12 protein-coding genes are annotated in these 13,474 nt (G+C 38.2%); 10 read left to right on the forward strand and 2 right to left on the reverse strand.

From position 1 onward, the window contains the following. Window positions 1-84: 84 nt before the first annotated feature. The 5 genes from zapE (at window position 85) to KO505_RS11105 (ending at window position 4,413) form a co-directional block, all read left to right on the forward strand. Window positions 85-1,311, forward strand: coding sequence for a cell division protein ZapE (zapE, locus tag KO505_RS11085; RefSeq protein ID WP_216055524.1), 1,227 nt, complete (start codon window positions 85-87; stop codon window positions 1,309-1,311). Between the two features lie 235 nt (window positions 1,312-1,546). Then, the gene (locus KO505_RS11090) at window positions 1,547-2,200 is read left to right on the forward strand and encodes a Qnr family pentapeptide repeat protein (protein ID WP_216055525.1); all 654 of its coding nucleotides are present in this window, start codon (window positions 1,547-1,549) and stop codon (window positions 2,198-2,200) included. 119 nt (window positions 2,201-2,319) lie between these two features. Then, a complete protein-coding gene (locus KO505_RS11095; protein ID WP_216055986.1) occupies window positions 2,320-3,141 on the forward strand; it encodes a zinc-dependent peptidase in 822 nt (273 codons plus the stop codon). A gap of 124 nt (window positions 3,142-3,265) precedes the next feature. Continuing rightward, the gene (locus KO505_RS11100) at window positions 3,266-4,027 is read left to right on the forward strand and encodes a hypothetical protein (protein WP_216055526.1); all 762 of its coding nucleotides are present in this window, start codon (window positions 3,266-3,268) and stop codon (window positions 4,025-4,027) included. Between the two features lie 14 nt (window positions 4,028-4,041). Next, window positions 4,042-4,413 carry a VOC family protein gene (locus KO505_RS11105; protein WP_216055527.1) on the forward strand — a complete coding sequence of 124 codons (372 nt, stop codon included), beginning with the start codon at window positions 4,042-4,044 and terminating at the stop codon, window positions 4,411-4,413. 57 nt (window positions 4,414-4,470) lie between these two features. Here KO505_RS11105 and KO505_RS11110 read toward each other — a convergent pair whose 3' ends face one another. Then, window positions 4,471-4,956, reverse strand: coding sequence for a hypothetical protein (locus KO505_RS11110; RefSeq protein WP_216055528.1), 486 nt, complete (start codon window positions 4,954-4,956; stop codon window positions 4,471-4,473). Window positions 4,957-5,044: 88 nt separating this feature from the next. Then, window positions 5,045-5,752: a haloacid dehalogenase type II gene (locus KO505_RS11115; protein ID WP_216055529.1), complete on the reverse strand. Its 708-nt coding sequence runs from the start codon at window positions 5,750-5,752 to the stop codon at window positions 5,045-5,047. 151 nt (window positions 5,753-5,903) lie between these two features. Here KO505_RS11115 and KO505_RS11120 point away from each other — a divergent pair, with 151 nt between their 5' ends. From KO505_RS11120 to KO505_RS11140, 5 genes are all read left to right on the forward strand, one after another. Continuing rightward, window positions 5,904-6,458, forward strand: a complete 555-nt coding sequence (locus KO505_RS11120) for a carboxymuconolactone decarboxylase family protein (RefSeq protein WP_216055530.1) — start codon at window positions 5,904-5,906, stop codon at window positions 6,456-6,458. A 169-nt stretch (window positions 6,459-6,627) separates the two neighbouring features. Next, window positions 6,628-7,032 (forward strand): hypothetical protein, encoded by a 405-nt coding sequence (locus KO505_RS11125; protein WP_371819991.1) that lies wholly within the window; start codon window positions 6,628-6,630, stop codon window positions 7,030-7,032. Window positions 7,033-7,190: 158 nt separating this feature from the next. Beyond that, window positions 7,191-8,702: a TolC family protein gene (locus KO505_RS11130; protein WP_216055531.1), complete on the forward strand. Its 1,512-nt coding sequence runs from the start codon at window positions 7,191-7,193 to the stop codon at window positions 8,700-8,702. Next, entirely contained in the window at window positions 8,702-10,297 is a 1,596-nt protein-coding gene (locus tag KO505_RS11135) for an efflux RND transporter periplasmic adaptor subunit (protein WP_216055532.1), read from the forward strand. Before KO505_RS11130 ends, KO505_RS11135 begins: the two co-directional genes overlap by 1 nt. 15 nt (window positions 10,298-10,312) lie before the next feature. Continuing rightward, window positions 10,313-13,462, forward strand: a complete 3,150-nt coding sequence (locus KO505_RS11140; RefSeq protein WP_216055533.1) for an efflux RND transporter permease subunit — start codon at window positions 10,313-10,315, stop codon at window positions 13,460-13,462. Window positions 13,463-13,474 lie beyond the last annotated feature (12 nt).

Raw genomic sequence — 13,474 nt, forward strand, 5'->3', positions numbered from 1 at the left:
ACTTAGCCACTCGCTAACGTCATCGCTTTTAATAAGTTACAATACTTGGGATATCCATAACGTTGAACAAGCAATTGTCATTACATGCCCAATATTAGTCCATTTAGTCAATATCAAGCTTTGGTTAACTCACAACAAATTCGTTTTGACGATGCCCAACAGCAAGCCGTTAATCTGCTCCAGCAGTTGTTTTTAGACTTGCAGCAAACACACGTTCGTGGTCGAACATTAAAAGGCATTTATTTATGGGGCAAAGTAGGGCGCGGCAAAACATTTTTGATGGACTTATTTGTATCTAGCTTGCCAAACTCTATATGCAGAAGACAACATTTTCATCATTTTATGCAAGATGTACATCAGCAATTAAAAGCCTTTTCAGGTAAACCTGATCCATTAAAATTAATAGCCAAGCAGTTTAGTCAGCAATACCAAGTTTTGTGCTTTGACGAGTTTTTTGTCTCTGATATTGGCGATGCCATGTTGTTAGGTAACTTGTTGCAATACTTGTTTGCGCTGAACATAGTGGTGGTGAGTACCAGTAATTGTGCCCCTAATGAGTTATACAGAAATGGTTTGCAACGTCAGCGGTTTTTACCTGCAATTGCCGCAATAGAACAACATACACAAGTATTACATTTGTCTGGCAAGCAAGACCACAGACACCGTACGTTAACCTTTGAGCAAAACTACTTTGAACTGCCTAGTTTAAAATTAACTAATGGGAACAATGAGCAGATATCCTTGCACCAGAACTTACTCAGCAGATTTAACTTAATGCCATTAGAACAAACTAATCAAAAGTCTAAAAGTAAGATTGATCTTAAAATCAACATATTAGGCCGACCCATCACTTTCATCGCTAAAAATACAGAACATGCTAGTTGTGTCATTTGTTTTGAATTTGCCGAGCTATGCCAAGGGCCTCGCAGTCATTTTGATTACGTTGAAATTGCCAAACAATTTAACACTATCTTGTTATTTAATGTTCCGCCAATGAGTGGACAAGCCTACGAAAGAATAAAAGCCAGAGGCACAGAAGATAATGGTTCTAACATTAATGTATCCGCAGGAGAGACCGGTCAGCGGGAAGTTGTGTTAGCACCTATGGATGATGCCGCTAGACGATTTATCGCATTAGTTGATGAATGTTACGACTGTCATATCAATTTAGTTATCACCGCTTTTGTGCCACAAAACGAGCTTTATAACAGTGGCACATTAATGTTTGAATTTGAACGGACTAAAAGCCGATTAGTGGAAATGGCATCTTTGGAATACTTAGCCAAAAAAGCAGCGTTAAATGGGAGTTGATGTTTATTTACCCTGTTTATTTAAATCCGTACCTAATCAATTAAAATACTTTTTTTGCACCACACATTATTATGTTAATTTACATAGGTTTAAAACTCCATCCTGCCCCCTTAAAGTCGACATTTAACGCCTAGTTAGAACTTCAAAAACAACCCTTTTTAAAGGCTTGATTGTTGTTATTTTGCAATGTTAGTCTTGCCTCGAAATTTACTACTAGGCCACTTTAGGACACTGAATGATCAGTAATCAAACCTTTCAAGAACATGACTTTTCAAATCAAGACTTGCAAGAGTCAACCTTTGAAAATTGTCATTTTTATCATTGTGACTTCAGCCATGCAGATTTAAGAGATGCAACGTTTATTAATTGTAAATTTATTGAAAGTGGCGACAGTCTCGGTTGCCAATTTAAATACGCGGATATGCGTGATGTTAGTTTTAACTCTTGCAAGTTAGGCATGGCAAACTTTCTGGGCGCTAATGGTTTTGGTGCTGAGTTCAGGGAGTGTGATTTACAGGGAGCTAGTTTTGTAAAAACCAGTTTTGTGAATCAAATATCCCGTCAAAGTTATTTTTGTTCAGTTTATATAACGGGCTGTAATTTGGCTTATAGCGACTTTGAACGTCAATGCATTGAAAAGTGTGACTTATTTGAAAATCGTTGGACGGGGGCTAACTTGCAAAATGCATCGTTTAAAGGTTCGGATTTAAGCCGAGGTGTATTTTCAGAGGACAGTTGGCGACAGTTTAATATGGAGTATTGTGATTTAACTAACTGTGAATTAAATGGTTTGGATATCCGTCGTGTTAACTTAAATGGGGTGAAGATTTGCGACTGGCAGCAAGAACAATTGTTTGAACCGTTAGGGATCATTGTACTGCCAAATTAATAAAACTAAGCGTACTTTTGCTAAACCATTATTTAATTTTCTAGAAATAAATAATGGTTAACTTGATATTTCACAACAGCGCACTCATTTCAGTACAAAGCATATCACTTAAGTTCATTATGTTACCTTTTCTATCACTCATCGTTATTGCAGTTTTACTTATTGGTTATATTGTCGCTAAACCATCGTGGCGTGAATATCAGCGTGATAAAGTAAGGAAACTACCTTTTAAGAAAGACTGGCGCGTTATTCTTCAACAACGTATGCCTTACTTTAGACAAATGCCTGCTGACTTGCAGTTGCAGCTTAAGCAACATATTCAGGTGTTTTTGGCAGAGAAAAAATTTGTTGGTTGCAACGGGGTTGAGATCACAGACGAAATAAAAATAACCGTAGCAGCGCAAGCTTGTTTGTTGTTACTTAACCGTAAGACAGATTATTACCCTAAATTGCATACCATACTCATTTACCCGAGTGCCTTTGTTAAAGAACAACAAAGTATGCAAGCTGGTGGGGTCTTGCAGCACCAAAGAATTGCGTTGTCGGGTGAGTCATGGGACTCAGGTACTGTTGTTTTATCTTGGCAAGACACTATTGAGGGGGCCCATATTCCTGATGATGGACATAATGTGGTTATCCATGAATTTGCCCATCAGTTAGATCAAGAAAAGGGCAGTGCTAATGGTGCACCAATACTAGGTAAAGATCAGAACTATAAAGATTGGTCAGACATTTTTTCTAGTCAGTATGAATTGTTAAGAAAACAGAAAAATAGCGGAATTCCGTCTTTGTTTGATTATTATGGTGCGACAAATCCGGCTGAATTTTTTGCAGTGACCAGTGAAGTGTTTTTTGAACAAGCACACAAATTTCATCAACATTATCCAATGTTATACCAACAGCTTAAGTTGTATTACAAAGTTGATCCTATTCATTGGTAACTAATGAAAGCAAAACCTGACAGTTAACTTTAAACGGCCGATATTATGGGTTAGTGTTGACTGGATAAGCACCCTTATAAGCCAAGAGCATCATTTCCTTATGTGGTTTGGAGTAAAACTTTTAATGAAAACTAATTTTAAAACCACATTATTATGTGCCATTGTATTTCTTTCGGTTACTCATGTATTTGCCTTTGATGTTAAGCAGAATGAACAAATAATTAAAATAATTAATGCTTTTAAAGCTCAAGATAAAGTGCTTATTTCAACGTTAATAACTTATCCTTTAAATCGTCAGACTCCTGCTCCTGCAATCAATAATCAACAAGAATTAGTTAATCGATTTGATGAAGTGTTTGATCAAAACTTAATAAATCTAATCGCTAACTCAGATGTGGAGAATGACTGGAAAGCTAAGGGCTGGCGCGGCATTATGTTCCTTAATGGTAAGTTGTGGTTAGATGGTGGGAAGATCAGAAGTATAAATCATCAGACGGTAAACCAAGCAAACTTAAAACAAACGATTGTTGAACAGCAAAAGCTAACTTTACATGAGAGTTTAAGAAACTATAAACAGCCGATATTGCAATGGGAAACGACAAAATTTCGTGTACGAATTGATGATTTGGGGCAACAAAAGTTTAGATATGCTTCTTGGAGTTTGGATAAGTCATTCAGTGATAAACCTGATCTGGTTTTATTGAATGGCAAACAGGACTTTGATGGCAGTGGTGGCAATCATTATTATACTTTTATCAATGGCAAGTATACTTATCGTTGTGACGTGATTGTTATAGGCACGAGTAAAAGTCCGGCCGGAAGACTTTCTGTTTTGAAAGATCAACTAGTATTGTTAACGGATGATGTTGTTGAAGTACTGAAATAAATATTGGAGTTCAAATGAAATTAGGTGCATTTTCAGTGAGTTTAGCGGTTCAAGATATTGAACAATCAAAGTTGTTTTATCAAAAACTAGGTTTTGAAATAATTGGTGGTGATCAAACTCAAAACTGGTTAATCGTAAGGAACGGCGAGCATACCATTGGTTTATTTCAGGGGATGTTTGACAGTAATATCCTGACGTTTAATCCCGGTTGGGACCAAAGCGGTAAAAAGCTTGAATCATATACAGACATTAGACAGTTATTAAAGGAATTTGAAGCTCAAGGTGTTGAGATCACACATAAGTCAATAACCGGAGATTCTGGTCCTTCAAGTTTTTCTATTAAAGATCCAGACGGTAATGCCATTCTTATTGATCAACATGTGTAACTAATTTTAATACAGCGCCAGTATTGGATTTATTTTACTGGCGTTGTTATCTAGCCGTTATTCACTTTTGCTTATTTCGTTTTTATTTAATAGCCAAACCCCAGCAATAACAACCCCAAAAAACATGATATGCAGCCATAACTTTGGCCCAATCTCGGTATTTACAGCAGACAAAGTACCCAAGTCTGGAAACTGTAAGCTGGTGATAAGCTTTACAACAAATTCATTTGCGGGCGTCGCAGTTAACGTTGTTATCCAGCCTAAAGCAACAACTTGTGTGATGTTGACTAGCCAAGTGCGGTTAACGTTAAAAATAATGGTGGAGAGCAGAGCGTAAAACACAGAAACACTCATATGCACAAACCATGATAATAATAACGCCGTGGAGGCATCGTATTCACCTAGTTTAACGTATGCAGCAGCATGTCTTGAGGTTAAGGTTAACATCCCAAATAAAGGTTGAATGAAAATGAATGCAACACTGGCGATAAGTCCAACGATTAAGGCGGTTAAAATAACTTTTTGATTGATAACTGTTTTCATTTAATGGGTCTACTTGGTTAGATGAATAATTATTACGGGGAAACTTACATTCCCCACTGGTATTGGTTAATTTACAAACGTAAAGCGGTTATTGTTGACTAAGTTTACTTGCTAACTCTTCTAGATTTTGAACAACAATATCCGGCTTCACTCCCCAAGGATCAAACACGTCACTGTCATTACGTTTAACCCAAGCAGCCTGTAAACCAAATGATTTAGCACCAATCACATCAAATGAATTACTGGAGATAAGCCAAGTTGATTCAGCAGTGGAATCAGATTGGGTTAATAAATATTGGTAAATGTCTGGATTTGGTTTAAATGTGTTTATTTCGTCAGCACTGACGATTTGTGCAAAGTATTTGTCTAAACCTGCGGCAACTAATAAACCTTGTACAGAGTTATAAGTCCCATTTGAAAATGCGATTAACTTATGGCCTTTTACCAATAATGATAAACCGTGTGCAACGTCGTTATAGGCAGGTAAGGTTTTATAAATATCAAGCAGTTGCTGCTGTTGCTGTGTTGTCAGCGGCGTTTTTAAATACGCACAAGTAAAAATTAAAGACTCTTTGGTACATACCGAAAAGTCGGCATAACTCCTCATTAATCCTCTACGAAATGAATATTCTAATTGTTTAGCTCGCCATGTATCAGCAAAACGCTGAGCCCTCTCAACCCTTTGGTTTTTATCAAATCCGTCAGCTTGATCAACTAACATGGTTTCAAGAAGTGCAGTCACTCCGTTGGTGTTTATTAACGTTCCGTATACATCAAAGGCTAATGTTTTTTTCATAATGAGTCCCTGTAATTTTTTACTAAACACTTTCTTTTACATTGGAAAGTATTTTATTTATTTTGCTATTGACAGAATTGTACTAGTCAGTACAATGCCGGTCAAGATAAACTGTACTGGTTAGTACATTATAAATTTACCGGAGAATAAAATGACTACTTTAACCATTCATACAATCGAATCTGCACCTGAGTTAAGCAAACCAATTTTAGAAAAATCAGTTAAAACTAATGGCATGTTACCTAATTTACATGGTGTATTAGCCGGTGCTCCAGGCATTTTGCAAGCGTACCAAAACTTACATGAACAGTTTGTGAACTCGTCGTTTAACGCTGAAGAGTTAACGGTAGTATGGCAGACAATCAATGTAGAACATGGTTGTACTTATTGTGTCCCAGCTCATACTGCGATTGCACACTCAATGAAAGTTGACCCTGAATTAACTGAAGCATTACGTAATGATGGCTTGTTAACCACGCCAAAATTACAAGCGTTACAAGATATGACGTTAACTATTGTTCGCAATCGTGGTCATGTAACTAATGACGAATTATCTGCGTTTTATGCTGCAGGTTACGGTGAACAACAAGTATTAGAGATCATTCTTGGCTTGTCACAAAAAGTCATCAGTAATTATACCAACCATATTGCTAATACGCCTGTTGATGCACCATTCCAACCTTTCGCATGGAATAAATCAGCGTAATTAATTTTAGTTAATTTAATCGATTTTTTTAAAATGGCTGGGTTAATAACCCGGTCTTTTTTATATGCAGGATATTAATTTATCTCTAATTATTTGCTTAACTCATGAAACTAGGTAACATATTAAGTACTAACTTAATCTGGTTCTCAACGTTATTGACAGGTTCTTTGTGATATTAAACTTATCTAAAACATTAATGGTATTGCTTATTTGTTTGGCCTTTATTGGTCAAGTGATGGCGTCTACCGTTATGTCTTATAATATGATGAGTATGCAAGGAATGAGTCATGATCGCCAAATGTCACAATCAGAGCAGCATGATATGCCAATGATGGATCATTCATCACATACTATGTCTGATACCGTAAAAGTAAGTGATTCAAATTCAGATAATGGCGATTGTTGCCCTAGTATGTGTAAGTGTTTTACTGGTGGTTGTTCTAATATCGCCACGTTAACTAAAGATATTAATACTGTTGTTTTTACTGAATTTTCATCAAAGATACATTCCATTTCAAATCTGGCCTTGAGCCTACAACCAACATCGTTATACCGACCTCCCATTATTAGCTAATACAGAATAAGTGTGTCCAAAATTCGGCTCATTTAAAAGAATATATTCTGTTTTAGGTTCTCTGATCTTTAAATCAAGCAAAGTTAATGCGTCATTAATTTAAAGATTAAAATTAACCTATTCAATCCATTAATCATTGAAGTCCCTTTGGGGTGGTTATGTTTTCGAATAAAAGTAATGTAAACATTGTATTTGTTTCTGCGTTGATCAGTTTGGCGGTTAACGCTACGGATACATCAATAACAAATGTTCATGTCTTAACAATTGAACAAGCAATTAAAACAGCACAAACAATCGATCCTTGGTTAGCTGGCAATATGCATCAACAACAAGCGCTTGAATCAATGGCTCAAGCCTCAGGTTCGTTACCTGATCCTAGTGTATCTATGACTTTGGCTAATTTACCAATGGATGGTTTTGATTTTTCACAGGAAGCCATGACTCAAGTTAAAATTGGCTTAACTCAAGTGTTTCCTCGAGGCGATTCGTTAGCGCTAAAAAGTAAGAGATTTAAGCGTCAAAGTGAAGCCTTTCCTTTTCAACGGTTGGACCGTAAAGCCAAAATTGCGCTGACGGTTGGCAGCCTGTGGTTAGATGGGTATAGAGTACAAAAGAGCATTTCGTTAATAGAACAAAATAGAGCTCTGTTTGAACAATTAGCCGATGTGGCAGAAGCCAGTTACTCATCGGCACTAGGTAAAACGCGCCAACAAGACATCGTTAGAGCGCAATTAGAATTAAGCCGGTTAGACGAACGGCTAGATATACTTCGCCAGCAAAAACACCAATTTGAAGGCTTGTTATCTAAGTGGTTAGTTGATTTTGATGGTCAATATCAATCGTCTAAGTACTTTGAAGAAACTTATGATGTCATTTTAAATGGTATCGATTTTGGCGAACGGTTACCTCAAATTGAATTACAAATTCCATCGAATGAACCTCATAAATTACCTGACCTGAATAGGCTTACATCAAGCCGCTTGATTAATATATTTAACGCTCATCCTGGGGTTATCGCTATCGATAAAAAAGTCAGTGCCAGCAAAACTGGGATTTCCATGGCGCAGCAACAGTATCATCCACAATGGGGCGTAAATGCGAGTTATGGTTATCGAGATGATGCGCCATCTGGCATAGAACGTTCTGATTTCTTTTCAATCGGTGTCACGTTTGATTTACCGCTGTTTACTGACAATAAACAGGACAAGGAAGTAGATGCTGCAATATCTAAAACTGAAGCGGTCAAAACTGAAAAGTTAATATTACTCAAGCAACACCTTTCAGCCTATACAACTGCCATTGGGCGACTGGGAGGCATTAAACGCCGACAAGCATTGTACAAGTCTAAATTACTGCCACAAATACATGATCATGCAGAAGCCACATTGTCAGCATACACCCATGATGACGGGGATTTTTCTGACGTCGTCCGTTCACGAATTGCTTTATTAAATACGGTTATTGATGAATTAAATTTAAACGTTGAGCAGCAACAATTACACCTTGAATTAAATTACTTATTTATTGGTAACTCTTATTCAATCAGCAGTGACTTCGTTCCAAAGGAAGCCTCATTAATGACCACGTTAAACAAAAATGACGGTGGCCGTGTTACAGAATTAAATGTTACTAACCGTGGTCAGTTTTGGTCGGTAAAGGGAGATAACTAATGAATCCAGTTGAAGATAAAATAGCGGAGCAGAATCCTAGTCGTTCAATAATGCCACTGCTAATGGCAGCATTAACCGGCTGTGTATTAACGGTTGCAGTTTATAGCGGGTTTATACCTAAGGTAACCGATGCCGAAATAACAGAAAGTGTTAAAGATAAACCTTTGTATTGGGTTGCACCTATGGATGCAAATTATCGACGAGATAAACCCGGTAAATCCCCTATGGGAATGGATTTAGTTCCAGTATTTGATGATGCTTTAAGTAAAACTAATAATGGAAAAGGCGCTGATGAAGCTGTTGGTACTATTAGAATCGCAGCGAATGTTGTTAATAATTTAGGTGTTCGTACCGCTAAAGTCAGTTATAAGTCGTTAAAAACTGAAATAACCACAGTTGGATATATTACCTACGATGAAGACAAGTTAGTGCATATTCATCCAAGAGTGCAAGGCTGGATCGAAAAGTTACATGTTAAAACGGTGGGCGACCCGGTCAAAAAAGGCCAAGCTTTATATGAGATATATTCTCCGGAGTTGGTCAATGCGCAAGAAGAGTTTTTATTGGCGTTAGAGCGAGGTAATGATCGTTTGATCTATGCCGCTCAAAATCGATTGGTGGCACTACAAATACCAAAGTCGACGATAAACGAACTTAAAAAAACGCAACAAGTGCAACAAAGGATTATCTTTTATGCTCCACAAAATGGCGTTGTTGAAAACTTAAAGATTCGGGAAGGTTTTTTTGTAAAACCCGGATCAACCATAATGTCTATTGGCGATTTATCGGAGGTTTGGGTTGAAGGTGAATTATTTGAGCGCCAAGCTGGGCAAGTAAAAACCGGTACTGCGGTTACCATGACGTTAGATTATCTGCCAGGTAAGGCTTGGCAAGGGCAAGTGGATTACATTTACCCTATGTTGGATCCGAACACACGTACCGTTAAAGTTCGATTACGCTTTAATAATGAAAACGGATACTTTAAACCCAATATGTTTGCTCAGTTAGTGCTGCATACACAAGGGGATGATAATACGTTACTGATCCCAAGAGAGGCTTTGATTAGAACCGGTACTCAAGACCGAGTTGTGCTGGCATTAGGGAAAGGCAGTTACAAATCAATAGCGGTAAAAGTGGGGCGGTATGACAGTGAAAACGTTGAGATTTTGGCTGGGTTAAACGATGGTGAATATGTGGTGAGTTCGGCTCAGTTTTTACTAGATTCAGAATCGAGCAAGTCATCTGATTTTAAACGTATGGAAAAAATGAATACAAGTAAGGACGAAAGTACTAAAGATCAAAAGCCAGACACCGCAACAGTCAAAGGCAAGGTTAATTCATTAATGGCCGAACATGGCATGATCAATATTAGTCGAGATGCCATTAAAAAATGGGGCAGACCCGCTGCAACCCTGGACTTTATCGCGGATGAAGATGTCAGCTTAATTGGCATTAACGTTAATGATGAAGTTGAATTTACCTTTGAAATACATGACGGTAATTTTGTCATTACCGAAATAACGACATTAACTCCTGACATGTTTAATAACAAATCAGATGTTAATCCGTCGTCTGTTGATCACTCAAACCATTAATTTAGGAGTTAAAAAATGATTGCTTCTATAATTCGATGGTCGGTGATGAACCGTTTCTTTGTATTGTTAGCCACTTTTTTGTTAGTGGGGGCTGGTATTTATTCGGTAAATAAAACGCCAATTGATGCCTTGCCAGACTTGTCCGATGTACAGGTAATAATTAAGACCAATTATGCCGGGCAAGCACCACAAGTCGTTGAAGAACAAGTTACCTATCCACTGACAACAGCCATGTTATCAGTGCCAGGGGCGGTTACGGTACGTGGTTATTCTTTTTTTGGCGATTCGTATGTTTATGTCATTTTTGATGAAGATACGGACTTGTATTGGGCTCGGTCACGGGTGCTGGAATATTTATCCCAAGTCACTCCAAACTTACCAACCAATGCCAGACCGCAATTAGGCCCTGATGCAACTGGAGTTGGTTGGGTATATTTATATGCCTTGGTCGATAAAACCGGACAACATGATTTAAGCCAATTACGAAGTATACAAGATTGGTTTTTAAAATATGAATTACAAACGGTGCCAGGTGTATCGGAGGTTTCAGTACTTGGAGGCATGGTTAAACAATACCAAGTCAGAATTAATCCCGATAAATTAAGGGCTTTCGGTATTCCTCTATCTCATATTCAAATGGCGATCAAACAAGGCAATCAAGAAATAGGTGCATCCGTAATCGAGATGGCCGAAGCCGAATATATGGTCAGAGCGACTGGTTATATAAAAAGTGTTGATGATTTGGAAAATATACCACTTGGCGTTAATGAAAATGGTACGCCTTTATTATTAAAAGATGTGGCTGATATAGGCACTGGTCCGCAAATGCGTCGTGGCATTGCCGAGTTAAACGGTGAAGGTGAAACCGTTGGTGGCATCGTAGTTATGCGTTTTGGTGAAAATGCACAACAAGTGATAGAACGAGTTAAACACAAGCTAGAACAACTTAAAAAAGGGCTACCGGATGGCGTAGAAGTGATCCCAGTGTACGACCGCTCCGCATTAATTGAACGCGCGGTTGATAACTTAACCTTTAAGTTATTGGAAGAGTTTGGGGTGGTCGCACTGGTATGCATACTTTTTTTATTCCATGTGCGTTCTTCTTTAGTGGCAATCATTACATTACCTGTCGGTATTTTAACGGCCTTTATTATTATGCATATTCAAGGTCTTAACGCCAATATTATGTCCTTAGGCGGGATTGCTATCGCTATTGGAGCTATGATAGATGGTGCTATTGTCATGATTGAAAACATGCATAAACATATGGAAAAATTGACTTCAAACGGAGAAACGCTCACCAATGAAAATCGCTGGAAAGTGGTTATATCGTCAGCTTCTGAAGTCGGTCCGGCATTATTTTTTAGCTTATTGATCATTACCGTGAGTTTTGTGCCTGTTTTTACATTAGAAGCTCAAGAAGGAAAAATGTTTGCGCCATTGGCCTTTACCAAAACCTATGCAATGGCCGCATCTGCCGCATTAGCAATTACCTTAGTACCAGTATTAATGGGCTATTTCATAAGAGGAAAAGTGGTTGCTGAGCATAAAAATCCTGTAAATCGTTTGTTAACTTTAATTTATATGCCGGTGTTAAAGGCAGTACTAGGTTTTCCTAAAAGCACCTTGTTAATTGCATTTATCGTATTTTTAATAGGTTTATTGCCGCTAAACAAAATTGGTAGTGAGTTTATACCGCCACTTGATGAAGGTGACCTGATGTATATGCCAACCACTTACCCAGGCATATCTATCGGTCAGGCTCGGCAGTTACTGCAACAAACGGACAAACTGATAAAGACAGTTCCTGAGGTAAAAACGGTATTTGGTAAAATAGGTCGCGCTGAAACGGCTACCGACCCAGCCCCGTTAACTATGATTGAAACCTTTATTCAATTTAAACCGCAAGATCAGTGGCGAGAGGGTGTAACGCCTGAAAGCTTAAAAAAAGAATTAGATGCATTAGTGAAACTACCCGGAGTAACCAATGCTTGGGTTATGCCAATAAAAACTCGAATTGATATGTTAGCCACAGGCATCAAAACGCCTTTAGGCATTAAGATTGCGGGAGCGGATTTAACCGTTATTGAAGATATTGGTAAGCAGTTGGAAGATATCTTGAAAGATGTGCCCGGTACAGCTTCAGTGTATTCGGAACGCGTAGCTGGAGGTCGTTATGTGAAAGTTGATATTCAACGTGCTAAAGCGGCAAGGTACGGTTTAAACATAGCAGAAATACAACAAGTGGTTGCTACGGCGATTGGCGGAATGAATGTAACTAATACGGTTGAAGGGTTAGAGCGTTATCCTGTGAGTTTACGTTATCCGCAAGATTACCGAGATTCCCCTGAAAAGCTGTCATTGTTACCAATAGTGACACCTAACGGACAGCGTATTTCTTTAGGCGATGTGGCCAATGTGTTTATTGAAGATGGTCCGCCGGGGATCAAGTCTGAAAATGCACGATTAAATGGTTGGGCGTTTGTTGATATTAACAATGGTGGAGATAACGGTGTTGATATTGGTAGTTATGTAGTTGAAGCTCAAAAGGTCGTTGCTGATAAACTTGTGTTGCCTGCAGGTTATTCCATCACTTGGGCTGGTCAATATGAATATATGCAAAGGGCAAAAGCTAAGTTAGCTTATGTTATTCCGCTAACTTTATTCATTATCATGATTCTGCTCTATCTGAACTTTAGAAATGTTATTGAAATGGCCATGATCATGGGAACTTTACCATTGGCGATGGTGGGCAGTATTTGGTTAATGTACTTACAAGGTTTTAATTTTTCAGTGGCAGTGGGCGTGGGTTTTATTGCGCTTGCGGGCGTTGCGGTAGAAATTGGCGTGATCATGTTAGTGTATTTAAACCAAGCTTATAAAGAGATGCTTGCTGAACATCAAGATAAAGGCATAACCACGACCAAATTAGACATATTAGAGGCTGTATTACATGGCGCGGGTATGCGAGTACGTCCGGTAATGATGACAGCCGCTGCAATAATTGTAGGCTTATTACCTATTTTATATGGCACAGGAACGGGCTCTGAGGTGATGAGTAGAATAGCGGCACCTATGGTTGGTGGCATGTTAAGCGCGGTGTTGCTCACCTTATTGGTATTACCGGCATTATTTTATTTATGGCGTTGTAACAGCCTCAAATAAATGTAGTTAGGT

Source organism: Psychrosphaera sp. F3M07, from assembly GCF_018860345.1.
Classification (GTDB): domain Bacteria; phylum Pseudomonadota; class Gammaproteobacteria; order Enterobacterales; family Alteromonadaceae; genus Psychrosphaera; species Psychrosphaera aquimarina.